At 60.0% G+C, this 26,366-nt stretch carries 25 protein-coding genes; 5 read left to right on the top strand and 20 right to left on the bottom strand.

Annotation, left to right across the window (positions count from 1 at the left end; genetic code table 11):
* Positions 1-2: 2 nt before the first annotated feature.
* From purU to CCGE525_RS22825, 7 genes are all read right to left on the bottom strand, one after another.
* Positions 3-887: a formyltetrahydrofolate deformylase gene (gene purU, locus CCGE525_RS22855; RefSeq protein ID WP_120706670.1), complete on the bottom strand. Its 885-nt coding sequence runs from the start codon at positions 885-887 to the stop codon at positions 3-5.
* A 99-nt stretch (positions 888-986) separates the two neighbouring features.
* Entirely contained in the window at positions 987-2,294 is a 1,308-nt protein-coding gene (glnT, locus tag CCGE525_RS22850; protein ID WP_120706669.1) for a type III glutamate--ammonia ligase, read from the bottom strand.
* Between the two features lie 80 nt (positions 2,295-2,374).
* Complete coding sequence (locus tag CCGE525_RS22845; RefSeq protein WP_120706668.1) at positions 2,375-3,703, bottom strand: FMN-binding glutamate synthase family protein; 1,329 nt, start codon at positions 3,701-3,703, stop codon at positions 2,375-2,377.
* 18 nt (positions 3,704-3,721) lie between these two features.
* Positions 3,722-4,408 (bottom strand): GltB/FmdC/FwdC-like GXGXG domain-containing protein, encoded by a 687-nt coding sequence (locus tag CCGE525_RS22840; RefSeq protein WP_120706667.1) that lies wholly within the window; start codon positions 4,406-4,408, stop codon positions 3,722-3,724.
* Positions 4,409-4,462: 54 nt separating this feature from the next.
* Complete coding sequence (locus tag CCGE525_RS22835; RefSeq protein WP_120706666.1) at positions 4,463-5,359, bottom strand: class II glutamine amidotransferase; 897 nt, start codon at positions 5,357-5,359, stop codon at positions 4,463-4,465.
* Between the two features lie 90 nt (positions 5,360-5,449).
* Positions 5,450-6,133, bottom strand: a complete 684-nt coding sequence (locus tag CCGE525_RS22830) for a helix-turn-helix domain-containing protein (RefSeq protein WP_120706665.1) — start codon at positions 6,131-6,133, stop codon at positions 5,450-5,452.
* Positions 6,134-6,213: 80 nt separating this feature from the next.
* Positions 6,214-7,173 (bottom strand): GlxA family transcriptional regulator, encoded by a 960-nt coding sequence (locus tag CCGE525_RS22825; protein WP_120706664.1) that lies wholly within the window; start codon positions 7,171-7,173, stop codon positions 6,214-6,216.
* 86 nt (positions 7,174-7,259) lie between these two features.
* Here CCGE525_RS22825 and CCGE525_RS22820 point away from each other — a divergent pair, with 86 nt between their 5' ends.
* The 4 genes from CCGE525_RS22820 to CCGE525_RS22805 are packed head-to-tail and all read left to right on the top strand — an operon-like array spanning position 7,260 to position 12,248.
* Complete coding sequence (locus CCGE525_RS22820) at positions 7,260-8,510, top strand: sarcosine oxidase subunit beta family protein (RefSeq protein WP_120706663.1); 1,251 nt, start codon at positions 7,260-7,262, stop codon at positions 8,508-8,510.
* Positions 8,511-8,522: 12 nt separating this feature from the next.
* Complete coding sequence (locus CCGE525_RS22815; RefSeq protein ID WP_120706662.1) at positions 8,523-8,801, top strand: sarcosine oxidase subunit delta; 279 nt, start codon at positions 8,523-8,525, stop codon at positions 8,799-8,801.
* Positions 8,798-11,731: a sarcosine oxidase subunit alpha family protein gene (locus CCGE525_RS22810; RefSeq protein ID WP_120706661.1), complete on the top strand. Its 2,934-nt coding sequence runs from the start codon at positions 8,798-8,800 to the stop codon at positions 11,729-11,731. The genes CCGE525_RS22815 and CCGE525_RS22810 overlap by 4 nt, the downstream gene beginning before the upstream one ends.
* Positions 11,724-12,248 (top strand): sarcosine oxidase subunit gamma, encoded by a 525-nt coding sequence (locus tag CCGE525_RS22805; RefSeq protein WP_120706660.1) that lies wholly within the window; start codon positions 11,724-11,726, stop codon positions 12,246-12,248. The genes CCGE525_RS22810 and CCGE525_RS22805 overlap by 8 nt, the downstream gene beginning before the upstream one ends.
* A 245-nt stretch (positions 12,249-12,493) precedes the next feature.
* On the opposite strand, the gene CCGE525_RS22800 is transcribed toward CCGE525_RS22805, so the two are convergent.
* The 13 genes from CCGE525_RS22800 to CCGE525_RS22740 form a co-directional block, all read right to left on the bottom strand.
* A complete protein-coding gene (locus CCGE525_RS22800; RefSeq protein WP_120706659.1) occupies positions 12,494-13,948 on the bottom strand; it encodes an NAD-dependent succinate-semialdehyde dehydrogenase in 1,455 nt (484 codons plus the stop codon).
* Positions 13,949-13,958: 10 nt separating this feature from the next.
* Complete coding sequence (locus tag CCGE525_RS22795; RefSeq protein ID WP_120706658.1) at positions 13,959-15,035, bottom strand: ABC transporter ATP-binding protein; 1,077 nt, start codon at positions 15,033-15,035, stop codon at positions 13,959-13,961.
* Complete coding sequence (locus CCGE525_RS22790) at positions 15,032-15,832, bottom strand: ABC transporter permease (RefSeq protein ID WP_120706657.1); 801 nt, start codon at positions 15,830-15,832, stop codon at positions 15,032-15,034. The genes CCGE525_RS22795 and CCGE525_RS22790 overlap by 4 nt, the downstream gene beginning before the upstream one ends.
* 1 nt (position 15,833) lies before the next feature.
* The gene (locus CCGE525_RS22785) at positions 15,834-16,706 is read right to left on the bottom strand and encodes an ABC transporter permease (protein WP_120706656.1); all 873 of its coding nucleotides are present in this window, start codon (positions 16,704-16,706) and stop codon (positions 15,834-15,836) included.
* Positions 16,707-16,825: 119 nt separating this feature from the next.
* The gene (locus CCGE525_RS22780; protein WP_120706655.1) at positions 16,826-17,836 is read right to left on the bottom strand and encodes a polyamine ABC transporter substrate-binding protein; all 1,011 of its coding nucleotides are present in this window, start codon (positions 17,834-17,836) and stop codon (positions 16,826-16,828) included.
* Positions 17,837-17,874: 38 nt separating this feature from the next.
* Positions 17,875-18,207: an NIPSNAP family protein gene (locus CCGE525_RS22775; protein WP_120708579.1), complete on the bottom strand. Its 333-nt coding sequence runs from the start codon at positions 18,205-18,207 to the stop codon at positions 17,875-17,877.
* Between the two features lie 5 nt (positions 18,208-18,212).
* On the bottom strand, positions 18,213-19,676 hold the full coding sequence (locus tag CCGE525_RS22770; RefSeq protein WP_120706654.1) for an aldehyde dehydrogenase: 1,464 nt from the start codon (positions 19,674-19,676) through the stop codon (positions 18,213-18,215).
* Between the two features lie 5 nt (positions 19,677-19,681).
* Complete coding sequence (locus tag CCGE525_RS22765; protein WP_120706653.1) at positions 19,682-20,722, bottom strand: LLM class flavin-dependent oxidoreductase; 1,041 nt, start codon at positions 20,720-20,722, stop codon at positions 19,682-19,684.
* A complete protein-coding gene (locus tag CCGE525_RS22760) occupies positions 20,719-21,654 on the bottom strand; it encodes a flavin reductase family protein (RefSeq protein ID WP_120706652.1) in 936 nt (311 codons plus the stop codon). Before CCGE525_RS22760 ends, CCGE525_RS22765 begins: the two co-directional genes overlap by 4 nt.
* A complete protein-coding gene (locus CCGE525_RS22755; protein ID WP_120706651.1) occupies positions 21,651-22,493 on the bottom strand; it encodes an alpha/beta fold hydrolase in 843 nt (280 codons plus the stop codon). The genes CCGE525_RS22760 and CCGE525_RS22755 overlap by 4 nt, the downstream gene beginning before the upstream one ends.
* A 17-nt stretch (positions 22,494-22,510) precedes the next feature.
* On the bottom strand, positions 22,511-23,113 hold the full coding sequence (locus CCGE525_RS22750; protein WP_120706650.1) for an amino acid synthesis family protein: 603 nt from the start codon (positions 23,111-23,113) through the stop codon (positions 22,511-22,513).
* A gap of 516 nt (positions 23,114-23,629) precedes the next feature.
* On the bottom strand, positions 23,630-24,325 hold the full coding sequence (locus CCGE525_RS22745; protein WP_120706649.1) for a GntR family transcriptional regulator: 696 nt from the start codon (positions 24,323-24,325) through the stop codon (positions 23,630-23,632).
* Positions 24,326-24,956: 631 nt separating this feature from the next.
* Positions 24,957-25,766 carry an SDR family NAD(P)-dependent oxidoreductase gene (locus CCGE525_RS22740; protein WP_120706648.1) on the bottom strand — a complete coding sequence of 270 codons (810 nt, stop codon included), beginning with the start codon at positions 25,764-25,766 and terminating at the stop codon, positions 24,957-24,959.
* A gap of 47 nt (positions 25,767-25,813) precedes the next feature.
* On the opposite strand from CCGE525_RS22740, the gene CCGE525_RS22735 reads away from it, so the two are divergent.
* The gene (locus CCGE525_RS22735; protein WP_120706647.1) at positions 25,814-26,191 is read left to right on the top strand and encodes a winged helix-turn-helix transcriptional regulator; all 378 of its coding nucleotides are present in this window, start codon (positions 25,814-25,816) and stop codon (positions 26,189-26,191) included.
* The last annotated feature ends 175 nt before the right edge of the window (positions 26,192-26,366 follow it).

Here is a 26,366-nt window from a genome sequence, read left to right as displayed (position 1 = left end):
GCTCACCCCATCCGCTCCGAAGCATAGCTTCCGGGGCTCGCCGGGAAGACGATGGTGCGGTTGCCGTTGAGAAAGGTGCGGTAGTGGATATGGGCATGGATGGCGCGGGCCAGCACCTGGCTTTCGACATCGCGGCCGATCGAGACATAGTCCTCGGCCGATTGCGCATGCGTGATGCGCGCGGTGTCCTGCTCGATGATCGGACCTTCATCCAGATCGCCGGTGACGTAATGCGCCGTCGCGCCGATCAGCTTGACGCCGCGCTCATAGGCCTGCTTGTAGGGGTTGGCGCCCTTGAAGCTCGGCAGGAAGGAATGGTGGATGTTGATGATCCGGCCCGACATCTTCTTGCAGAGCGCATCCGACAGCACCTGCATGTAGCGGGCCAGCACGATCAGCTCGGTGCCGGTCTGCTCGACGAGTTCCATGAGCTGGGCTTCGGCCTGCGGCTTGTTGTCCTTCGTCACCCTGATGTGGTGGAAGGGAATGTCGTGGTTGACGACTACCTTCTGATAATCGAAATGGTTGGAGACGACGCCGACGATGTCGATCGGCAGCGCGCCGATCTTCCAGCGGTAGAGCAGGTCGTTGAGGCAATGGCCGAAGCGCGACACCATCAGCAGCACCTTCATGCGCTTATGGGCATCGTAGATCTCGGCGTCCATCTCGAATTTGGCGGCGACCGGCTTGAAGCCTTCGACCAAGGCGTCCTGAGCCACACCTTCTTCGGAGATGAAGGAGACCCGCATGAAGAACTTGCCGGTATCGAGATCGTCGAACTGGCTGGAGTCGACGATGTTGCAGCCTTGATCGGCCAGATAATTCGCTATCGCCGCAACGATCCCGCGGGTCGACTTACACGTCACTGTCACTACATAGCTCGTCATGGTGCTCTTCCTCCGCCGTCGACGGCCAGAAATCCGCCCGTGTGCCGGGGGATTGCGCCGCGGCACATGGGTCAATTCAGGCATCTTTTCGCTACGCACTCAGATATCGAGCGTGCTGTCGCGCTCCCACTGCGTAAAGTGCGAGCAGTAGGCGTTCCATTCCTGATGCTTGAGCTTGAGATAGGCTTCGGAGAACTCTGAACCGATCGCCTGCTTCAGGCCCTCGTCCTCGTCATAGGCCCGAAGAGCATCCAGCAAATTGAGCGGCAGACGCGGCGCATTCTTCACCAGGTGACCCTCCGCATACATATCGATATCGTGATGCAGGCCGGGATCGGCCCTGCTGCGGAGGCCGTCGAGGCCGGCTGCAATGATGATGGCCTGAAGCAGATAGGGATTGACCGCACCGTCCGGCAGGCGCAGTTCGAAACGGCCAGGCCCAGGCACGCGCACCATATGGGTGCGGTTATTGCCGGTCCAGGTCACCGTGTTCGGCGACCAGGTGGCGCCCGACGTCGTGCGCGGCGCGTTGATGCGCTTGTAGGAATTGACCGTCGGATTGGTGATCGCCGCAAGCGACGAGGCATGTTTCATGATACCGCCAAGAAAGTGCCTGCCTTCCGCCGAGAGGCCGAATTCCGCTTCCCTGTCGGCAAAGACGTTTGTCCTGCTGTCATTGTCCCAGACCGAGATATGGCAATGGCAGCCATTGCCGGTGAGCCCCTTGAAAGGCTTCGGCATGAAGGTAGCGCGAAGCCCGTGCTTTTCGGCGATCGACTTCACCATGAACTTGAAGAAGGAATGCTTGTCGGCTGTCTTTAGCGCGTCGTCGAATTCCCAGTTCATCTCGAACTGGCCGTTGGCGTCCTCGTGATCGTTCTGATAGGCGCCCCAACCGAGTTCGAGCATGTAGTCGCAGATTTCGGCAATGACATCATAGCGACGCATGACAGCCTGCTGGTCGTAGCAGGGCTTTTCAGCGGTATCGTATTCGTCTGAAATCTTGGAGCCGTCGGCGGTGATCAGGAAGAATTCCGCCTCGACGCCGGTCTTGACCCGCTTGCCCTCCGCCTCGGCTTGCTCGATGAGCCTCTTCAGCACGTTGCGCGGCGCCTGGGCGACAAGTTCGCCTTCCATCATACAATCGGCGGCGACCCAGGCGACATCCTTCTTCCATGGGAGTTGGATGACAGAAGATGCGTCCGGTACCGCGAACAAATCAGGATGAGCGGGAGTCATGTCGAGCCAGGTGGCGAAACCTGCAAAACCCGCGCCCTCTTCCTGCATGCCGGCGATCGCCTGTGCCGGCACCAGCTTGGCGCGCTGGCCGGCGAAGAGATCGGTATAGCTGATCATGAAGTATTTGATGCCTTTGTCTTTCGCAAAAGCAGCAAGATCCAGTGTCATTCTCGTTCCCCTTTGGATTTCTTAGAGACACTTTGGTTATGGATGCGAAACGGCCGGGATGTTCGCCCGGCCGGTAGAAATCAGTAGCCTCCCTTTCCCGGGATCCAGTTCGTGCCGGCAAGCGGCACCTGCGCCATGGCGGATGCCTCGATGGTCAGCGCGCAGAGATCCTCCGGTTCGAGGTTGTGGACATGGTTTTTGCCGCAGGCCCGGGCGATGGTCTGTGCTTCGAGCGCCATGACCTTCAGATAGTTTGCCAGGCGGCGGCCGGCGGCCACCGGATCGACACGCTTCATCAGTTCGGGATCCTGCGTGGTGATGCCGGCCGGATCCTTGCCCTCATGCCAGTCATCATAGGCGGCAGCCGTCGTCCCGAGCGCTTCATAATCGGCCGTCCAGCGCGGATCGTTCTCGCCGATTGCGATAAGCGCTGCCGTGCCGATGGAGACAGCATCGGCGCCGAGCGCCAGCGCCTTTGCCACGTCAGCGCCATTGCGGATACCGCCGGAGACGATAAGCTGAACCTTGCGGTGCATACCGAGATCCTGCAGCGCCTGGACGGCCGGCCGGATGCAGGCAAGCGTCGGCATGCCGACATGCTCGATGAAGACTTCCTGCGTTGCAGCAGTACCGCCTTGCATGCCGTCGAGCACGACGACGTCGGCGCCGGCCTTCACGGCAAGCGCCGTATCGTAATAGGGCCGCGCGCCACCGACCTTCACGTAGATCGGCTTTTCCCAGTTGGTGATTTCGCGCAGTTCGAGAATCTTGATCTCGAGATCGTCCGGACCGGTCCAATCCGGGTGACGGCTGGCCGAGCGCTGATCGATGCCCTTCGGCAGCGTGCGCATCTCGGCAACGCGATCGGAGATCTTCTGACCGAGCAGCATGCCGCCGCCGCCAGGCTTGGCGCCCTGGCCCACAACGATCTCGATCGCATCGGCACGTCGCAGATCCTTCGGGTTCATGCCGTAGCGCGAGGGAAGATATTGATAGACGAGGAGCTGCGAATGACCTCGTTCCTCCTCCGTCATGCCGCCGTCGCCCGTGGTGGTCGACGTGCCGGCTATTGTCGCGCCACGGCCGAGCGCCTCCTTGGCAGGCCCGGAGAGCGAGCCGAAGCTCATGCCCGCAATGGTGATCGGGATCTTCAATTCGATCGGCTTCTTGGCGAAGCGCGAGCCGAGCACGACATTAGTGCCGCATTTTTCGCGATAGCCCTCCAGCGGATAGCGGGAGATCGAGGCGCCAAGAAAGAGAAGGTCGTCGAAATGCGGCAATTTACGCTTGGCGCCGCCGCCGCGGATGTCATAGATGCCGGTCGCCGCCGCGCGTCGGATTTCCGACATCGTATATTCGTCGAAGGTTGCCGAAAGGCGAGGCTTTGTGGGCGGATTGTGATAGCTCATGAAGAACCTCGATAGGGCTTAGTAGGCGTCGGCATTGTCGACGTGGAAGCTATAGAGCTTGCGGGCGGAACCGTAGCGGCTGAATTCCTCGGGCCTTGCATCGGTGATGCCGGCCTTTTCGAGGAGGCGGCCGAGCAATTCGATGTGCTCGGAGCGCATCTCCTTCTCAATACAGTCGGCGCCGAGGCTTTGGACCTTGCCGCGCACGAAGATGCGTGCCTCGTAGAGGGAGTCGCCAAGCGCCTCGCCAGCGTCGCCGAGAACGACGAGGTTGCCGGCTTGCGCCATGAAAGCGGACATGTGGCCGATATTGCCACGCACGACGATATCGATACCTTTCATGGAGATGCCGCAGCGCGACGAGGCATTGCCTTCGATCACCAAAAGGCCACCGCAACCGGTCGCGCCCGCGTACTGGCTGGCGTCGCCTTTGACGGTTATCCGGCCGGACACCATGTTCTCGCCGACACCGGGGCCAGCCGAACCGTGCACAGTGATAACGGCCTCGTCGTTCATGCCGCCGCAGTAATAGCCGACGCTGCCGCGGATATCGATGCTGACAGGCGCGTGCACGCCGGCGGCGACCGCATGATGGCCACGCGGATTGACGACTTCGAACTGAAGGTCGTTATCGCCCTGTACAATGTCGTGCAGGGTCTGATTGAGATCGCGAAGCGGGGTCACCGCAAGATCAAATGTGGGCATATAATCGTCCTGAAATGAAATCGAACCGATAGGTTGAAGTTGCCATGCCGGCTTTCAGCGTTCCCAGAAATAAACGGTTGCCGGCTCCGGCTCCCAGACACGCGCCGCTTCGATGCCGGGCAGGCTGACAAGCGCACGATATTCCGAGCCGAAAGCAACATAACGATCCGTTTCAGCCATGACGGCAGGCTTGCAGGCGATCGCATCGCGCACGACGCCGAAGCCTGACTTGGTGCCGACGACGAAGGTGAAAAAACCGTCGAGGTCGTCGACCGCGCTCTCCAGCGCTTCACCCAGATTCTTCCCCTTGGCCATCTCGGCCGTCAGATAGGCAGCGGCAACCTCGGAGTCGTTTTCCGTCTCGAAGGTCATGCCCTGATGCTTCAGTTCGCGGCGAAGATTGTTGTGGTTCGACAGCGAGCCGTTGTGCACAAGGCACTGGTCGGAGCCGGTCGAGAAAGGATGGGCGCCAAGCGTCGTCACGGCGGACTCCGTTGCCATGCGCGTGTGGCCGATACCGTGCGTGCCCGCCATCGCGGTGACGGAAAAGCGGGAAACGACATCCTTCGGCAGGCCGGTTTCCTTATAGATCTCGATCGCATCGCCGCTGCTCATGATCCGCACGTCGGGACGAAGTTCGGCGATTGCCGCGCGGCCGTCGTCGAGCCGGTTCCTTGGCAAGGTGATGACCGCATGCGTACTCTTGACCTCGATCGAAAGATAGCTGTCGAGCGCCCTCATCAATTCCGTTTCCAGGCCAGCGAAATCCTTCTTCGGACTGGCGGACTGAACGGTGATCTTCGCCTTGTCGCCGTCACCGTCGCCATAGATGGCAATGCCGGCGCTATCCGGCCCGCGATCGGTCATCGTCACCAGCATGGACGACAGGAGCGCTCCGAGCTGAGGCTCCAGGCTTTTATCCTTCAGGAAGAGACCGACAATTCCGCACATGATCAAACCCTCCGTTCGCATCTGCAAAATGAGTAACAGGTCTTTTTTTGAACTTCAACTAGGAAGAATAATTTTTTCTTTTAAGGCAAGTTAGGTATTCTTGTTCACTTGTGGATAGCTAATGATCGACAGGTAGCGGCTCGGCAGCTTGACAAGCACTTCGGGGCCATGCGGCGCATCGGCATCAAAGAACAAGCTGTCGCCCGGTTGCATAGGGAAAAGCTGGTCGCCATGACGATAAACGACCTCGCCTTCGAGCATATAGAGAAACTCCATGCCCTCGTGCTGGAAGGTCGGGAAGACGTCGGAATCCGCGGTCAGGGTTATGAGGTAGGGCTCAACGATGACGCCGCTCGTATTATTGTCGATGTGTCCGAGCAGATTATATTGATGGCCCGCGCGCGTGCCGCGGCGTTCGAGTTCGACACCCTGTCCCGCCTTGACGAAGACAGCGTTACGCGGCTCCTCGTAACGGCGGAAAAAGGCGGTGAGCGGCACGCCGAGGGCGCGTGACAGCGATTGCAGCGTCGTCAGCGACGGCGAAATATTGCCATTCTCGATCTTCGACAACATGCCGAGCGATATGCCGGTCGCAGCGGCGAGATCCGTCACCGTGATACCGAGTTTCTTGCGGAAGGCGCGCACCTCGTGGCCGATCGCCATTTCGAGGTTGTTTTCCTTCGGCTCGCGAACGGCATGCGGATCCTGAGTGAAGGCAGAGCGGCTGCCATGCGCGTGGTCCTTCTGCTCCGTCGTTTCGCGCTTGGTATTCATTCAATTTTCCTTCGTCGTCAGATGTTTTCCTGGAATTCACCCTATCGCCGTAGTGAAAATTTCTCAACCGTGAAGAAAGTCTAGTCCCGCCGCATATCGCGCGGCGCCCTGCCATAAGCCTCGCGAAACAGTCGCGAGAAATGGCCAGCGCTGGAAAAGCCGGTCGCAACCGCGATTTCCGAGATCGACAGCGGGCTTTGGCGAAGCAGGCGTAATGCATGCTGCAGCCGGATGCGGCGATATTGCTCGAGAAAGGTCGTTTCCAGATGGGCGGCGAACAGCCTGTCGAGATGGCGGGCGGTAACGCCGGCGATCCGAGCCATCGTCGTACGATCAAGCGGCATCTCAATGGTCTCTTCCATCTTGGCAAGGACGCTGAGCAGGCCCGGGTGGTGCACGCCGTAACGTTCTGCAAGCGAGGCCCGCTGCGGCGCGGCCGGCTCGCCGATCTCCGTATGCAAATACCAGTCGCTGACGCGGCGGGCGAAATCGGCGCCGGTGCGCTCGGCAATCAGCGCATGCATCATGTCCAGCGGCGCGATACCGCCACCGCAAGTGATGCGATTGCCGTCGATGACGAAGCGGGCCTGACGTGGTGTAAGATCCGGGAATGCTTCGAGCAGCGCCGGCGCATGTTCCCAATGAATGGTGAAATCACGCCCGGCAAGCAGCCCTGCGGCGGCAAGCAGGTACGGGCCGCCCGAAATACCGCCGATCCGCACGCCTTCGCGTGCCAACTGCCGGAGGCAGGCATGCACGGTCGGGTGGTGCCAATCGCGCGGCGAACCACCGGCGCAAACGAAGACCATGTCGAGACCAGTGCCGCGAGACGGCAGAGGTGCCGCGGGAACTACGGCACCCGACGAGGACGGCACCGACGTGCCGTGCGAAGAAAACATGGAAAGACGGTATAGTTCGCGTCCAGCGATGAGGTTTGCGGCGCGAAGCGGCTCGATCGCGGACGCATAGGACATCAGCGCAAATCCTGGCACGAGGAGGAAACCGATTTTCTGGACGCTTTTGCTATCGGCTGGGGTCATGTCTCTTTTCTAGCGAATAATGTCCTCTTCATGCAAGTCAGCGCGCTTCGATCTGTCATCATGGGACACCTCTTCCGGATATCACCATGCGCTATTCCGCACTTTCGATCTTTCTGAACGGCCTTCGGGGCAACAAGGACTGGACCGCAGCCTGGCGCAGTCCGGCACCGAAGCCGCATTATGATGTTGTCATCGTCGGTGGCGGCGGCCATGGGCTTGCAACGGCCTACTACCTCGCCAAGACCTTCGGCATCACCAATGTCGCGGTGTTGGAAAAGGGCTATCTCGGCTCGGGCAACATCGGCCGCAACACAACGATCATTCGTTCGAACTACCTGTTGCCCGGCAACAACCCTTTCTACGAGTTGTCAATGAAGCTCTGGGAAGGCCTGGAGCAGGATTTCAACTTCAATGCCATGGTCTCGCAGCGCGGCGTGCTCAATCTTTTCCATTCCGATGCACAACGTGACGCCTATACCCGTCGCGGCAACGCCATGCGGCTGCATGGCGTCGATGCCGAATTCCTTGATCGAACGGCCGTGCGTAAGATGCTGCCTTTCCTCGATTTCGATAATGCCCGCTTCCCTATCATGGGCGGCCTGTTCCAACCGCGCGGCGGGACGGTTCGTCACGATGCGGTCGCCTGGGGCTATGCTCGTGGCGCCGACAATCGCGGCGTCGACATTATCACAGGCTGCGAGGTAACCGGTATCCGCGCCGAGAATGGCAGCGTGACCGGTGTCGAGACCTCAAGGGGCTTCATCGGCTGCGGCAAGCTGGCGCTCGCCGCAGCCGGCAATTCCACCACCGTCGCCGATATGGCGGGCCTACGCCTGCCGATCGAAAGCCATGTGCTGCAGGCCTTCGTGTCCGAGGGCCTGAAACCCTTCATCGATACGGTCGTCACCTTTGGCGCCGGCCATTTTTATGTCTCCCAATCGGACAAGGGCGGCCTTGTCTTCGGCGGCGACATCGACGGGTACAATTCCTATGCACAGCGCGGCAATCTCGCGACCGTCGAACATGTCGCCGAGGCCGGCGTCGCCATGATCCCGTCGCTGACCCGCGTGCGCTACCTGCGCACGTGGGGCGGCGTCATGGATATGAGTATGGACGGATCGCCGATCATCGACCGGACCCATATCGACAATCTCTATCTGAATGCCGGCTGGTGTTACGGTGGCTTCAAAGCGACGCCTGCCTCCGGCTACTGCTATGCCCACCTGATTGCCCGCAATGAGCCGCATGAAACCGCCCGGCAACTGCGGCTTGACCGCTTCCGACGCGGCTATCAGATCGATGAAAAGGGCGTCGGCGCCCAGCCCAACCTGCATTGAGGACAAAACGAGATGGCAAGCCTGATTTCCTGCCCTCACTGCGGCCTCCGCCCCAAGGAGGAGTTTTCCATCAAGGGCGATGCAAGCCTGACACGTCCCGCCCCGAATGCCGGCCCTGAGGCGTGGTATGACTATGTCTACCTCCGAGACAATCCGAAGGGGCGCCACAAGGAATATTGGCACCATTCCTCCGGCTGCCGCCGCTGGCTGGTCGTCGAGCGCGACACCGTCACCCACGCCGCTTATGAGGTGAGCGACGCTGCCCTCGCCAAGCTCGGAGGCCAGGCATGACGAGCTACCGTCTCTCCGTCGGCGGTCAAATCGACCGCTCGAAAACCGTCAACTTTACCTTCGACGGCCGGGAGCTGACAGGCCATCCCGGCGACACACTCGCCTCCGCCCTGCTTGCCAACGGCATCCAGCTCGTGGGCCGTAGTTTCAAGTATCATCGGCCGCGCGGTATCCTGACGGCGGGTGCCGCCGAACCCAATGCGCTGGTGACGACAGGGACCGGCGGCCGGACCGAAGCCAATAGCCGCGCCACGATGATCGAACTCCATGAAGGATTGATCGCGCGCAGCCAAAACCGCTGGCCCTCGCTCGGCTTCGATATCGGCGCCGTCAACGGCCTGTTCTCGCCCTTCCTCAGCGCCGGCTTCTATTACAAGACGTTTATGTGGCCGGCAGGCCTTTGGGAGAAACTCTACGAACCGCTGATCCGCAAGGCCGCCGGCCTCGGTAAGGCGTCCTACGAGGCCGATCCAGATTCCTATGAGAAACGCTGGGGTCATTGCGACCTGCTTGTGATCGGTGCGGGACCGACGGGCCTCGCCGCAGCCCTGACGGCGGGACGCGCGGGCGCCCGCGTCATCGTCGCCGACGAGGGTCCTGCACTCGGCGGTAACCTTCTCCTTGAGGCCGGCACAATCCTGCGGGATATTCTCGACGAACTCGAAAGCCTCCCGAACGTGCGGCTCCTGTCGCGCACCACAGTCATCGGCTGGTACGACGATAATGTCTTCGGCGCCGTCGAGCGCGTGCAGAAACATCTGGCAACGCCCGATCCGCACCGTCCGGTCGAGCGCCTTTGGCGCATCATCGCCACGCGGGCGATCCTTGCGACCGGCGCAGAGGAACGCCCTCTCGTCTTCGGCGGCAACGACATTCCTGGCGTTATGATGGCCGGCGCCATGTGCAGCTACCTCAACCGTCAAGCGATTGCTCCCGGCGTTCGCACCGTCGTCTTCACAACGAACCAATCCGGTTACCGCACCGCCGCCGACCTTGAAGCCGCCGGCCTCGAGGTCGCCGCCATCGTCGACAGCCGTGCCAATTCCCACGACACCTGGTCAGGCCGTGCTCCGGTGCTAACCAATGCCCGTGTCGTCGACGCGCATGGCCGCAAGTGCTTGCATCGTTTGAGCGTCGCGACCGCCTCGGGCACTCAACGCATCGAGGCCGATGCACTGGCTGTGTCCGGTGGCTGGAGCCCGATCATCCACCTTGCATGCCAACGCGGCGCAAAGCCCATCTGGTCCGCGGAGAAAGCCGCGTTCCTGGCACCGGAAAGGCAAGAGGGCTTGCTGATTGCCGGCTCGGCCGCCGGCCTTGCCGCCACGGATGCCTGCTTAGGCGATGGCGCCGGCAAAGCGGTTGAGGCACTGAAGGCGATCGGCTTCAGCAACGTCATGCCAGCCTTTGCAGTGGTGGAGGAGATCTCCCCGGCCGTTGCGTCGCTCTGGTATGTTAAAGGCGGCAAGGGCAAGGCGTTCGTCGATTACCAGAACGACGTTCATCTGAAGGACCTCGGCCTTGCCGTGCGCGAAGGCTACGGCCATGTCGAGCTCGCCAAGCGCTACACCACCAACGGTATGGCGACCGATCAGGGCAAGCTGTCCAATATCAACGCTATCGGCATCCTTGCAGAAGCGCGCGGCGTCTCGCCGGCCGAGGTCGGCACGACAACCTTCCGCCCGTTTTATACGCCGGTCTCCTTCGGCGCGCTGACCGGCACCGCGCGCGGCAAACACTTCCAGCCGGCGCGCAAGTCGCCGCTGCATAACTGGGCCAAGAAGAATGGCGCCACCTTTGTCGAGACGGGCCTTTGGTATCGCTCATCCTGGTTCCCGCGCCAAGGCGAGACCACCTGGCGTGAAAGCGTCGATCGAGAGGTGCTGAACATCCGCAAGAACGCCGGTATCTGCGATGTCTCGACGCTCGGCAAGATCGAGATCCTCGGCAGGGATGCGGCAACCTTCCTTGACCGCGTCTATTGCAACGGCTTTGCCAAGTTGTCCGTCGGCAAGGCACGGTATGGCGTCATGCTGCGCGAAGACGGCATGATCTACGATGACGGCACGACCAGCCGGCTCGGTGAAAATCACTTCTTCATGACGACAACGACGGCGCTCGCGGCCGGTGTGCTCACTCATCTCGAATTCTGCGCCCAGACGCTCTGGCCTGAACTCGACGTCTACTTCGCCTCCTCGACCGACCAATGGGCGCAGATGGCGATTGCTGGCCCAAAATCGCGGGCAATCCTCTCCGAGATCGTCGATGAGGATTTGTCCGACGTTGCCTTCCCCTTTATGAGTGCCCGCATTGTCTCGCTCTTTGGCGGTACGCTCGAAGGCCGACTCTTCCGAATCTCCTTTTCCGGCGAACTCGCTTATGAGCTCGCCGTACCTGCCGGTTACGGTGAATGGGTGGCGGATGCCATCATGGAGGTTGGCGAGAAGCACGGTATTTGCCCTTACGGCGCCGAAGCGCTCGGCGTGATGCGCATCGAAAAGGGCCATGTCACCCACGCCGAAATCAACGGCACGGTGACGCCAAATGATCTTGGCCTCGGTCGGATGGTCTCAGCGACCAAGTCGGATTTCATCGGCAAGGCCATGCTGACTCGCGAAGGCCTGCAGTTACCCGACCGACCGCGCCTTGTCGGCGTGAAGCCGATCAATCCTGCCACGAGCTTCCGCACCGGCGCCCATATCCTGGCGGATCGGGCCGCCGCCACGCTCGAGAACGACCAGGGCTATGTCACCTCCAGCGCATTTTCGCCAAGCCTCGGCCACACGATCGGCCTGGCACTGATCAAGCGCGGGCCGGAGCGTATTGGTGAAAAGGTCACGGTCTGGAATGGCCTTAGAAACGAATTCACCGAAGCGCTGCTCTGCAGCCCGATCTTCATCGATCCTGAGAACGAGAAACTGCATGCGTGATCGTCCCGCACACAGACCGGCACTTGCCGGCAAGGCCGTATTCGAAGGGTCGGGCATCCGGCTGGAGACCCTGCCGGAAGGCCATCTACTGCATGTGATGGGCTCGATCGATACCAAAATCCTAGCCGGCTATCTTTCGGCAGCCGACCTTGCGGAAAGCAGTCTCCGCCCGGCCGGCTTCCGGCAATGGTTCGTCGTCGGCGACGACAAGCTTGCACCTGCGCGCATTGCCGCTCTCTCATCAATCCTCCAAGGGAATGCCTTTGTCTCCGACCAGAGCCATGGGCGGGTTCGTATCGGCCTTTCCGGTCCCCTTGCGGCCGAAACCCTAGCGAAAGGCACCGCCGTCGATCTCGATCCCTCAGTTTTTCCCGAAGGCCATTCGGTGGTCACGCTTTTCGGCCATGTCTCGCTGCACCTGACGCGTACCGGACTGGAGCGGTTCGAACTGACGGTATTGCGCAGCTATGCCGAACATCTCCATGAAGAGCTGGAGCACCTGGCAGCCGCCGCCTGAAGCGAGTGTCTCGCCCATCGCGCTTGAGCAGCACGTGAACGCGGCGATATTGTCGGGAGCAACTGATACCGCGGCATTGTCATTTCAACTATGAAATCGTTTGGCGGTTTGCCCTGTCTTTGAGCGCTTATCGCTCGTGCATGGCTTCTGACGTATAACTCGAATAAAAGTGATCGCCGCTCTGACGGATCTTCCGCTGGCCGCGCTCCATATTACAAATGACCGCCCGTAGCTCTGCCTTGCGCCTAGGAAATACTCCCAAGGCAAACATATTTCAGCTCCGTGTATTCCTCCAATCCGTGCCTGGACCCTTCGCGGCCGAGACCCGACATCTTCACGCCGCCGAACGGAGCCTCCGCCGTAGAGACGAGACCGGTATTGACGCCGACCATCCCGAATTCGAGCGCTTCGGCCACACGAAAGACACGCGAGAGATCACGAGCGTAGAAATAGGAGGCGAGCCCGAATTCAGTGTCGTTTGCCTGTTCGATGACGTCCTGCTCGTCGCGGAACCGAAAGAGCGGCGCGAGAGGCCCGAAGGTTTCCTCACGCGCGACCTGCATGCTGGCATCGACGTCGCGGAGAATGGTTGGCTCGAAGAAGAGGCCGCCAAGTGCATGGCGTTTCCCCCCGGAAACGATGCCCGCACCCTTTGCCACGGCATCGTGAATATGGGTGTCGATCTTGGCGACGGCGTTTTCGTCGATGAGCGGGCCAAGCACAACGTCGCGCTCCAGCCCGTTGCCGACCTCCAATTTCTCAACCGCATCGGCGAGCTTGGCCGCAAAAGCTTCGTAGACACCATCCTGGACATACAGGCGGTTGGCGCAAACGCAGGTTTGTCCGTTGTTGCGAAACTTGGCGATGATCGCACCCTCGACCGCAGCGTCGAGATCCGCGTCGTCAAACACGATGAATGGGGCATTGCCACCAAGCTCGAGACCGAGCTTCTTGATCGTCGGCGCGCATTGCCGATAAAGCAGTTCGCCCGTGCGCGTGGACCCGGTGAAGGTCAGAACCCTGATGGCCGGGCTTGCGGTCAACGCCCCGCCAATTGCCGCGGCATCACCGGTGACGATATTGAGAAGGCCCGGCGGCAGACCCGCGCGCTCCGCAAGGACGGCAAGCGCGATGGCGGAAAAAGGCGTCTGTGGCGCTGGCTTGAGGACGACTGCGCAGCCGACGGCAAGCGCCGGGCCGACCTTGCGGGTCACCATGGCATTCGGGAAGTTCCAGGGCGTGATGGCAGCGACGACGCCTGCAGGCTGGCGCAGGACAAGGATCCGCTTGTCCTGCTGATGGCCAGGTATGGTCTCGCCGTTGATGCGCCTCGCCTCCTCGGCAAACCATTCGATGAAGCTCGCACCATAGGCAATTTCCCCCTTGGCCTCGGCCAAAGGCTTTCCCTGCTCCAGCGTCAGGATCATCGCCAGATCATCGATATTTTCGATCATCAGGCGATGCCACGCCTTCAATATGGTAGCGCGCTCCCCCGCGGTCTTCTTTGCCCAGAGCTTTTGGGCGATGACGGCAGCCCGGATTGCCTCCTCGGTTTCCGCGGCCCCCAGATCCGGAACTGCGCCCAGTGCGTCGCCAGTGGCCGGATTGCGGATCGTCGTCGCCTGATGATCCTTCGCTTCGATCCAATTGCCCGCGACCGGACATGCCTGGCGAAATAGTGAAACATCATTCAGCTTCATGGGACGACTTTCAGCAAAATACGTGAGCAGCATCCGGATCGAAATCCAGATGCACCTGTTCGCCGCGGCTGAGCCCGGTGATGGCCTCATGCCCGAAGGGAAGACGCACGGCCAATGCCTCGCCGGCTGCAGTCTCGGTGGCAACGTGGACGTTGTTGCCGAGGAAAGTGATATCGCTGACCGTTGCCGCGAGGCTGCCCTTCTGCATCTGGTTTCGCGACAACCGGATGCGTTCCGGCCTCAGCATCAAAGCTCCCCTTCTGCCGGAGATGGCCTTGCCATGCACCGGGATCCTAAAGACGGCGTCGCCACCCAGCGAGATCGTCGCATGCCCATCCGTCGAAGACAGCAAATCGCAGGAGATAAAATCGCTGTCACCGATGAATTCGGCAACAAAGCGTGTGCGCGGATTGGCGTAAAGTTCCGGCCCGGTCCCGATCTGGTCGATAACGCCCTTGGAGAAGACCGCAATGCGATCGGAAAGACGCAAGGCTTCCTCCTGATCGTGTGTGACGTAGAGGATCGTCACCTCTGTCTGCTGGTGGATCCGGCGTATCTCATGCTGAATTTCCTCGCGAAGCTTCTTATCGAGCGCAGAAAGTGGCTCGTCCATCAAAAGCACCGGCGGATCGTAAGCGAGTGCCCGGGCGAGTGCCACGCGCTGCTGCTGGCCGCCCGACATCTGCGCAGGCTTGCGATCCTCGAATCCTTCAAGCCTGACGAGCCGCAGCATTTCCTTCACCTTGCTGTCGACTTCCGCCTTGGACTTGCGCCGTACCTTGAGGGGAAAAGCGATGTTTTCGCCGACCGTCAAATGCGGAAACAAGGTGTACCGCTGGAAGACCATGCCGATATTGCGCTTGTGCGACGGGGTCGAAAGCAGCGTTTGGCCGCTGAGGAGTATGTCGCCCTTTGTCGGGTTTTCGAAGCCGGCCAAGATGTAGAGCGTCGTGCTTTTGCCCGAACCGGACGGTCCGAGAAAGGTCAGGAACTCGCCACGCTGGACCTCGAGATTGACATCTTGCACCGCGACGACAGGGCCGTATTCCTTGCGGATGCCTCTGATCTGTAGGAAAGACTCGTTCATGATTTCAGTACCTTGCGTGCGATCGCGACAAGCGCCATCAAAGTGATCGTCAATAGGATGAGAAGGGACGATGCCGCAGCGATGACCGGCGTCAGATCTTGCCTGAGGGTGGACCATACCTTCACCGGCAACGTCTGCAGCGTGGGGCTCGCCATGAAAATCGCCACCACCACTTCGTCCCAGGATGTCAGGAACGAGAAAACAGCGGCGGAAAACAGTCCATGGCTGATGGCTGGCAGGGTCACCCTGATCTTCGCTTCAAGAGGCGAGGCACCGCAGAGCACCGCGGCATCCTCGATGGATTTGTCGAAGCCTTCGAGCGCATTCGAAATGGACAGGATGGAGAAGGGCAGTGCCAGAACGAGATGCGAAATGACAAAGCCGATCGTGGTTCCGCCGAGACCCATCCTCAGGAAGAAGGCATAGAGAGCAACGGCAAGGACGACGACGGGCAGGATCATCGGCGTCAGGAAAAGCGCCTTCAGCGCATCGCGGAACATGAAGGTTCCGCGCACCAGACCGAACGAGGTTACCAGCCCAAGCAGCACGGAAAGAACCGTGACGATCGAGGCGATCCTAAAGCTCGTCCAGGCGGATGCCAGCCATTGCGGATCGGCGAAGAGCTGGCTGTACCATTTAAGCGTCCAGCCCGGAGGCGGAAAGATCAGCCACTGCGAAGATCCGAAGGAAAGCGCGGCGATAAAGAGGATGGGCAACAGTAGGAAGGCAGCCGTCAAGACGGTCACCGCCACAAGCACATATTTCCACCAGCCGAGGCGATCGAAATCGAGCAGCATGTCAGCGCCCTCCCGTGTTCTGCACGCCGAACAGCCGTAGCTGGACTGCATAGAGCGAAAGCGTGACGACGAGGAGAACCAGGGCCGCGGCACCGCCCATTCCCCAATTGACGAGGGACTGCACGAACTGGGCGATGAGTTCGGCCAGCATCATATTCGCCGTTCCGCCGAGAAGCGACGGGGTAACGTAGTAACCAAGCGACATGACGAAGACCATCAGCGCACCGGCAACCATGCCTCTCGCGGCCAAGGGCAGAAGAACGCGCGTAAGACATTGCCAGCGATTCGCTCCGCAAAGTGCCGCCGCCTGCAGAATGGCCGGGTCGATCTTCTTGATGACGCCGTAGAGCGGCAGGATGATGAATGGCAGCATGATATAGGTCATGCCGATCGTCACACCGGTCAGATTGTTGACGAGCGGCAGAGGCTGGTTGATCAGCCCCATTCCCATCAACATCTTGTTGATCAGTCCGGTGCGCTGCAGCAGGACCATCCAGGCGTAGGTTCGGGCCAGCAGATTGGTCCACATCGACAGCAGCAAGACCGCGAAAATCAGTGAAGCCAGCCTGGTGGGCATGATTGCCAGCGTCCACGCGACCGGAAAGCCGATCAGCAGTGAAATCGCGGTGACAAGACCGGACACAATGAAGGTGTTGGCGAAGATCTTCAGATAGGTCGCCGAGCCCAGCAGTTCGGCATAGTTGCCGAAGCCGGCAACCGGTTCAAACACGCTTCGCAACAGGAGCGCGACGACCGGGACAATGAAGAAGATCCCGACGAAAAGCAGCGCCGGCATGATTTCGCCGAAGCCCGTAGGCCTTGCGGCCTTGGATGTGGTCGCAGTTTCACTGGCGACGTCAATATAGGTCGACATGGCAATCCTTTCCCGCCGTAGGATCAGACAACGGCGCCAGCTCCCAGGAAGATTTAGAACCTGCGCCACACACCGCGAGCAGAATGACGCTCGCGGTGCTGCCTCGGAGTTTCTTCAGCTTATTTGGCCTGCCAAGCATACCACCGCTTGCCGATGGCATCGCGATTTTCAGCCCAATAAGCCATGCTGGCATTGACCTGGCTTGCGGTCTGCTGATCCGGCAAGGTCTTGGCCGTTGCCGGGTCCATCAACTTGGCCGAGTCGATGTTGATCGGTGCATAACCGGTCGTCTTCGCCAGATCAGCCTGGGGCTGTGCCGACGTCGCAAGGGCAATGAACTTCATCGCGGCTTCAGAGTTCGGCGCACCCTTCGGCACGACGAGCGAATCGGCCGCCGTGATGTTCTGCTCCCAGGAGGTTTCCGACTTGACGCCGCTGGCGGCGAGCGCAGTCATGCGGCCATTCCACAGGCTGCCGAAGGGAGCCTCGGCAGATGCGAGAAGCTGCTGCGACTGAGCGCCGCTGGACCACCAGATGATATCGGATTTGATCGTATCGAGCTTCTTAAAAGCCCGATCGAGATCAAGCGGATAAAGCTTGTCGGCGGGAACGCCATCGGCCAGCAGAGCCGCTTCGATCACGCCCGGTGCCGACCACTTGTAGAAGGTGCGCTTGCCGGGAAATTTCGTCGTATCGAAGAGATCCGCCCAGGTCTTGGGGCAGGCTTTCACGGCATCCGCATTGCAGCCGATCACGAAGGAATAGTAGAAGCTGCCAACCGAATAGTCCGTGACGAAACGGGGATCGAGCTTGGACTTATCGATGACGGAGAAATCCAGCTTTTCCAGCAGCCCGTCCTTGCCAGCCTGTGCGGCGTAGTCGCCTTCGACGTCGACGACATCCCAACTGACCTGGCCAGCTTCGACCATGGCTTTCAGCTTGCCGTAATCGGTGGGTCCGTCCTGTGCGATGACGATGCCGGTCTTATCCGTGAACGGATTGGCCCAGGCGACCTTCTGCGCGTCCTGCGTCGTTCCTCCCCAGCTCGTGAAGACGAGCGTATCGGCCTTTGCAGTCCCGGACACAGCCATTATTGCGGCGAAAGCCGCGAGTGCAATTGTTCTTTTCATGTTCCCTTGTCCTTGTATTGTTGTCTTACAGGCATGCTTTATGCGGCTGGCGCACTCTTCCCGAGAGGAGAGAAATTCGCCGGCTTCATAATCTTGTTCTCGGCCAGTTCGATCAGGTCGCGTATCTTCGGCAGGAAAGCCTGCCATTGCGGATCGGACGCCAATCTCTGGCGCCTTTCCTCGCGATCATCGAGGCTCGCATAGGCCCAGATATGAACGATCTCGTTGATGGTCCCGATCTCCGAATAGAAGTAGCCGACCAGATTGCCGAGATGCGCTTTCTGAATGGCGATCCCTTCGTCCTCGACGACCTTCAAATATTGCGGGATTGCACCGTTCTTCAGCCGATAGGTCCGGATTTCATAGAACATCGGCATCACCTCATGACGAAAGGATCGGGGATCGGATCGTCCGACGTCCTGAGCCAGATCGTCTTCGTGCGGGTATAATCGAGCGCCGCGGCCAAGCCGCCTTCCCGGCCGTGGCCGGAAAGGCCAAAGCCGCCGAAGGGAGCGATCGGCGATACGGCGCGATAGGTATTGACCCAGACGATACCGGCACGGATGCCTTTCATCAGGCGATGGGCGCGGGTGAGGTTCTGGGTGAAGACACCGGACGCAAGGCCGTAGCGGGTATCATTGGCAAGCTTCAACGCTTCGGCTTCGGTGTCGAACGCAACAACGGACAGCACAGGACCGAAGAACTCCTCGGCAAGCGAAGGCGATGCAACGCCGTCGCAGTCAAGAATCGTCGGCGGGAAGTAAAAGCCGTCGCCGCTCGGCATTTGCCCACCCGTGACAATGCGGGCGCCGCTTTGAACGGATTTGTGAATGAGCGCTGCAACATGATCCTGCTGGCGCTTCGTCGCCAGCGGACCGACTTCGGTCGCCATATCCAAGGGCGTGCCGACACGGATCGCCTCGGCCTTGTCCTTCAGCAGGTTCAGGAACCTGTCCTTGATGCTTCGCTCGACGATTAACCGCGAACCGGCAACGCAGCTTTGGCCGGTCGCAGCGAAGATTCCCGCGACCTGGGCATTGGCGGCGCTTTCGAGGTCGGCGTCGGCAAAGACGATGAAAGGCGACTTGCCGCCAAGCTCCAGGGATGTCGAGGCAAGGTTTTCGGCCGAATTTCGGACGATATGGCGCGCTGTTTCAGGCCCACCAGTGAAGGCGATATGGGCGACCTTCGGATGCCGGCTAAGGGCAGCGCCGCACGATGCGCCGAAACCTGTGATAATGTTGACGACGCCCGCCGGGAAGCCTGCCTCATGAATGAGGCGAGCGAATTCCAGAAGCGGCGCCGGTCCATCTTCGGACGCCTTGACGACCATCGTGCAGCCGGCTGCCAGCGCCGGACCTATCTTGACGGCGGAGAGAAACAACTGGCTGTTCCAGGGCACGACCATGGCCACGACGCCAATCGGCTCACGTCGCAGCCAGACGTCCATGTCCTGCTTGTCGATCGGGAGATAGGAGCCTTCGATCTTGTCGGCGATACCGGCATAGTAACGGTAGTAGTCGGCGACATAGGCGATCTGCGCCGAAGTCTCGCGGATGATCTTGCCGGTGTCGCGCGTCTCCAGTTCGGCGAGCTTCTGGGCATTGGCGGCCACCAGATCGGCAAGCTTATAAAGGAGCTTGCCCCGTTGCGTAGCGGTCATCTTCGACCAGGGGCCGTCATAGAGTGCCTTTTCGGCCGCATTGACCGCGCGATCGACATCCCCCTCGCGCGCTTCCGGCATATCCGCCCAGTTCTTGCCGGTGGCGGGATCGATGCTTTGATATCGGGCCTCTCCGTCCAGAAATTCGCCATCGATATAACTCTGGAAACGCTGCATGGGGTTCACTCCGCAAATGCCGGCATGACCTCGGCGATAAAGCGCTCAAGTGACGCTTTCTTCCGCTCGAAGGACATGCCCGTATCGATCCAGAAGGAATATTCGTCGTAGCCCATGGCTTCATAGGCCTTGAGCCGAGCAATGACGGTCTCGGCATTACCGACGACGTTGTTGCTGCGCATGACCGCATCGGAAAGCATCGCGTTCGCGCCGATCTCCTCTTCGGGTATCCGCTCGATCAGGCCCTGCTTGATAGGCTTCTCGTTTTTGAACCAGGCGAAGAAGTAGTTGTAGTAGACGCTGAGTTCGTGGGCCGCCTGGGCTATGTCCGCCTCTGTCGAGCCGACATAGGTATGGCGCAGCAGCATGATCTTGGGCCGATCGATATCCGGATTCTTGGCGCAGGCATCGTTGAAACGGCCCATCAGCGCCACGACTTCTTCATCGCCCTGCCAGAGCGGCGTCACCTGAACATTGCAACCATTGGCGACGGCGAACTCATGCGAATTCGGATCGCGCGCGGCCACCCAGATTGGCGGGTTCGGCTGTTGCAGGGGCTTCGGCGCCGAAGTGGTCGCCGGGAATTTATAAAACTCCCCATCATGCGCGTAGTCGCCTTTCCATATGCCTTTGACCGCTGGAATGAGTTCGCGCATCCGCTGACCGGCGCCCCAGGCATCGAGACCCGGCAGCAAGCGCTCGTATTCAAAGGAATAAGCACCGCGCGCGATACCGATATCTAGCCTTCCATCACAAATGATGTCGGTCATGGCCGCTTCGCCGGCGAGCTTGATCGGATGCCAGAACGGCGCGATCACCGTCCCCGTACCGAGCCTTGCGCGCGAGGTGCGGCGCGCCAGATCGGCAATGGTGACGAAAGGATTGGGCGCAATGGTGAAATCCATGCCGTGATGCTCGCCCGTCCAAATGGCATGCATGCCGCCTTTGTCCGCGATCTCGCAGAGAGCGACGAACTCCTCATAGAGGCTCTTGTGGCTCTGGCTGGCGTCGAGACGCTCCATGTGAACGAAAAGAGAAAATTTCATGGCTGTGCCGCCTTTGTTGGAACCGAACGGACCGTGCCGACGGTCTCGTCGCCGAAATAAACGCCAAAATTGCCGAGCTGGCTCTCCACCGCGAAGCGCGCAACGATGTCGGCGGTCGAGCTTGTCTTGAAATGGGTCTTGGCCAACGTATCCGGCTTCAGGAACCTGCCATTACGCGGCTCGCCTTCCGAAGCGAAGGCACGGTAGACAATGTGTTGCTTGCCGTCGCTCTTGCCCTCATAGACCGAGTAGAGGAAGCCGATCGTCACCGAAAGACCGGTGAGTTCCTCCAGATAATCCCGAAGTATGTCAGCGGGGCTTCCGTCCTTGCCGTCACAGGTCGGCAGGGAAAAGACATCATCGCCGATAAGAAGAACCTCGCTATGACGCTCCAGAACGGCTCCGAGCTCGATATTGCCTTCCGCTGCGGCCGAAACGGCCTTGCTGGCGAGGATGGGCGTGAAATAGCCGCCGCGGGCATAACCCAATCCATTCAGTCCGCTGTTTTCGAAGGCTTCGATCCGCCCCATCAGGATGACGTGGTCACCCGCTTCGACCAGCTTTTCGGTCGCGCATTCGAACCACGCTGAGACATTCCCCAGGATAGGGCACCCGGCGGCGCCTGCTTGCCACTCGACCGCGGCAAACCGGTCTTCGACAGGCCGCGCAAAGGTGTTGGAGACATCCTTCTGGCCTTCCGACAGAACATTGACGGCAAAATGCTTCGCACCCGTCATAGTCGCGTAATTGCGGGAGGTCTTGGCCAGGCAGACAAGCAAAAGAGGCGGATCGAGCGACACCGATGTAAATGAATTTGCCGTAAAGCCGATGGGCCTTCCATCGGCATCCTGGGCGGTCACGACCGTTACCCCTGTCGCAAATGCGCCAAAGGCATCGCGCAACGCTCTCGGGTCCGCAAGCTGTAGCGTCATTTCACATCCTCCCCTTCGGAAAGCCATTCGGCGAGCAGCGCATTTACGATGTCGGGGGCCGTCAGATTGACCATGTGACGATGGCCCTCGACGATCCGCACCCAGCCATTGGGGGCGAGTGCCGCCATTTGCGTCGCCATCAACGGCGTCGAATTGGGATCATCCGATCCCGTCAGAAACAGCGCCGGGCCCGCCACGTCCTTCCAGCGATCCGCATAGGTCTCGTCTCCTTCGGCAAATGCCGAATAAGCAACGGCATACCCCTCCGGATCGACGAGGTTCAGCCAGTTGCGCGTCAGATCGCGTGCAACGACACTATCCGGATCGTCGCCGAACCATCGAAGCAACGGGCCTTCCTTGTCCACACCCGTCAGCGGAATCGCAGCGGCGCGTGCCAACACCGCCGCTTTTGCCGCCGGATCGCGCCGGTAGACGCCATTGAGGTATGCCACCCGCTTGATACGGCTGCCAAACGTTGCGGCCGCCCCGCCAGACACCAGAGCACCCATCGAATGGCCGGCGACATTTGCTGTCTCGATTGCCATTTCGTCCAGGAATTGCCCGAACCAGGCGACGAATTGCTCAAGGCGGCTTCCGACCGGTAGCCTGGCAGTTTCGCCATGCCCGGGCATGTCGACGGCGATCACACGGTGGCCCGCAGACAGGGCGAGAATCTGCGGCGCCCAGGCTTCGAGCCGCATGCCGACACCATGGATCAGGACAAGCGGCTCACCGTTGCCGGCTTCGTGATAGGCCGTTCCACCTGCAGTCTTGTTCCTTGCAAAGACCCAGTTGGTCTTTGCGGAAGCGCCCGGCGCAGTTGATCCAACGGTCAGCATGTCAGCGCCCAGCCTTTTCAAACGTCGGCGGGGTTGGCGACGTCTTGGCCCAGATCCTTGAGATCCTGGTAGCGATCGCCGATGCGATGATGGGGACGCCCGCCCACGGATGCGCCAAGCGCCACGACAATTTCGTCGGCTGCGGGTGCATCCGGGATCGCGGTCTGGATCGTCAGGTAATGCGAGCGGCGCCCTTCATCGTTTTTGTCCATCAGCGGGATCATGATCGGCGCATTGGCAGGGCCGCGCGTGTTGCAGAAGGCGAGGTAGGATTTCGCGCCAACAGCATGGCGATAATGATTGCCGAAGCGAAGCGTGTGGATCAGCGCCGAGGCATGCTCGAGCTCGCCGTCCAGACCGACCACCGCGCATTTTCCATAGGCTTCAACCCCATCGCCGGAGCCAACGGCCTGGATGATCATCTTGGTCAGCAGCTCGCCAAGGATCGGAGCGGCCGCATGAATTTCGGGCTTCAGGTCTTCGACGAAGCCACGTCCCGCCCAGGGATTCTTCACGACGGCGTAGGCGGTAAACAGCTTCAGCGGAACCTGCGCTGCCTTGCCACCCTCGATCAGCGTCGTCTCGATCTGCAGCCCGGTTTTGCGAATTTGAATGGTCATCGAACACCTCAGTTTTGACGTTATATATTATGGTATGCCATAATATGAAAGTGTCAAGCCGATTCCTTCCCGCTGCGAAGGTTCAAAAGCGAAGCTCTAAAATACGTCGTAAAATCACGTAATTGCCGCGGCGCCGATGGAGCCGCCAGGGGCGAACCCCTCAGATCACGAAGACTTCAAGGTCGATGCAAGGCACTTCGAACGGATATCGGCCAACCTGATCTCTCCAAGCGCGAGCGTCAGCCTCGGCGGGCAATGTCTGCTCGGATATCCTTAGATGCGGGTGGGCGTTGGGAGGCACGGCAATGCACTTCATATGATGCTCCGCCTTATTACTTAATATGGCATACCATCACATCGAGCAAAGTTAGGTGTCAAGCTTGCAATATTGCTTTGCCGTCTTTTGCGGAGTCGCGATCGCGCCCGCGAGCAAACCCGCGTCCCGAAACGGATCGAAAGAAAAGGTCGAAAGATATTTCCAGTCGCTCCGGCTGTAAGCAGGGAGCATCCACCGCTTTATTCGGCGGATTCCTTTGCGGATAGAACCGCTTCCGCAATAGCGCTGGCGGCGGCAACGTGGTCCATGGCAGCCTTATATGCGGCCTCCCCGTCACCATTGCGGATCGCCTCCACGATCTTCGCCATTTGGCGCGGGCCTTCGATGTCTCGATTCTTCGTCTTGATCGTCATCGACCGCAGATGGTTTATTCGCACCGTGAGGAGATTGACGACGCCCCAGGCGACATGTCTGTCGACCATTGTGAACAGCGTTTGATAGAAAGCAGATGTGTGCGCCAGCACTCCGGGCATGTCCTTGTCGCGGTAGCTGTCGCGGATTCCCTGCAGCGACGTTTCCAGCGCCGCCACAATATTAGGACTTCTGCGCTGCGCGCACAACCGCGCTGCCATGCCCTCAAGCACACCGCGGATCTCGTAGATCTGCTTGGCCTCGTCGAGATCGAGCTGGGCAACAATCGGGCCCTTGTTTGGCAGATTGGCAACCAGCCCTTCCGATTCCAGATGCCGAAGAACTTCGCGCACGATCGTCCGGCTCACGCCGAGCTGAGCGCACATGTCGCGTTCGACAAGTCTATCTCCTGGGAGAAAATATCCGTTCACAATGGCTTCGCGGACCTTATCGAGTGCCAATTCCCGCAATGTCTTTGCAGGACGCTCAACCCTGATTGCTGTGTCCTTCACAGCACCGCTCATTCTGCACCTCAATGTTAGACCGGAGTCGCGCGCGCAAAGTCCGCCGCGGCAGTCAAATTCGGAAATTGTATTATGGCGTACCACTTACTGCAACTGGTGGCTAGGAGCAATTCAACAAGCACCTGTGCCAAGGCCGGTTTACGCACCACATCCGGTCCCGCCGAAGGCCGCTCTGACCGAGCGACAGGGGATTACTGCCACTGCGGAAAAAGCGGACCCAAAGCCTTACGGCCATAACTGGGTCGAATTTTACGTGCCGCCGCGCTGCCTCCCATATCAATTTGCACAAGATCACCGACGGTGTCCGATTCGCATGGATGGACATGTCGCTAGGACGGACACGAACCTGCGCTTCGACCGACGAAGGAGAAATTGCACTCGCATCGGTAACCTTGAAAAGGAAAGGAACTGTCGATCCCGCTATTCCGCAATCGGGCAGTTGAAAGGGATCGAACCAGCGACCCTGTTGTTACAAAAGTTCTCCGTCTCTATCGCCCGAGACTTGGAGTGGACATAACGACCAATTTGGGGGCCGGAAGCGGACTTTCCGCTGCTAAGGCGGTTATTAACAAAAGCAGACATCCAAAGGCGTTGGTGTGGAGGTCCGAGATCGGCTTAAAGCCGACGAAGCTCAGAGTCCGGGCCAGAGGCCGCCGTCGAGCCTCAAGTTAACGCCGGTAACGTAACTAGCTCGCGGGCTGACGAGAAAGGCGACGGCATCGGCGATCTCCTCAAGGTTGCCGACCCGCCCCATCGGAACTTGCGCGAAAAGCGGCAGAATCTCCCGCTCGACATCCGGCCAAGGCGCATCGGCGGCAAGACCCCGGCCGACGGCCGCCTTGCGGAAAGCCTCGTCGAGGCTGATGCTGTGGATCGTTCCCGGCGATACGGCATTCGCCGTGATGCCGTCCATCGCGACGGACTTGGCGAGCGAGGCGGTCATGGCGATCATCGCCGCCTTGGCCGCTGCGTAATCCGGTCTTGCTGCGGGCGGCATCATGCCTGCGAGGCTAGAGATATTAACGACCCGTCCCCATTTCGCCGCACGCATGGCAGGCAGCAGGCGGGCGGTGATCCTGACAGCCGTAACCACATTGCGGTCATAGCCCGCCGCCCAAGTCTCCGGTCGCGTCGTCGCCCAGTCCTCCTGCCCGCCGGAGCCTCCAGCATTGTTGACGACGATCTCGACGGGCCGCACGAAGGCTTGGGCCTCATCGATCAGACGCTGCACCTCATCTTCCTGAGTTAAATCGCCGATGACCACATGCGCACGGCCGCCTTCGACAATTATGTCGTGTGCGACTTGCTCGGTTTTGGCCCTATTGCGACCGTGGATGATCACGATGGCCCCCTCGCGCGCAAGGCCGCGGGCAATGCCCTCGCCGATTCCCTTGCTGCCGCCCGTCACCAGCGCGATCTTTCCGTCTAGTTTCAAATCCATCGACGCGTTCCCATGTTAAACTCGATGCGGGATAAGAAAGTAGGACGATGGATGAGGCAATTACGCACTTAAAAGTGCCCATGGATCACGAGGAGCGGGCAGTTTGCCTAGGACCGGACGGCTCTGTAGGGCATGTTGGTCGTGTCTTCAGGATGTTGAGCGGGAGGTGGAAATTAGCGATACTGTTTCGCCTCTTTGCCGCTCCATCGATGCGCAGTTCGCAGCTGCTGCGCGACATGCCGGGTATCTCGCAGAAAATGCTGACCCAGCATCTGCGGGAACTCGAAGGCGACGGGCTTGTCGAGAGACAGGACTTTGGTGAGCAACCTCCCCATGTCGAGTACCGGCTGACGCGCGCTGGGTCTAGCCTCATGCCCGTGCTGCTAGCTGTCAGAGAGTATTCGCGCGACCATCTAACCGTATGACCGCTAGTGGCGCATAACAGTTCGGTCGATTTTCTCAAACGAGGGCCGTTTGCGCCGAGACGCACCCCCCGGCTGGGTGCGGGGCCACACATTGTCAAATCTCTGTGTGCTCCGCCAGCTCCAGTGCATCCTCAACCAAGAAAGAAACGGCCACATTCTTACGTTTAAGATGGGA

Origin of the sequence: Rhizobium jaguaris, from assembly GCF_003627755.1 — a bacterium.
Taxonomy (GTDB): domain Bacteria; phylum Pseudomonadota; class Alphaproteobacteria; order Rhizobiales; family Rhizobiaceae; genus Rhizobium; species Rhizobium jaguaris.
The sequence above is the reverse complement of the archived record's forward strand: the minus strand, read 5'-3'. Positions and strand labels throughout refer to the sequence as shown.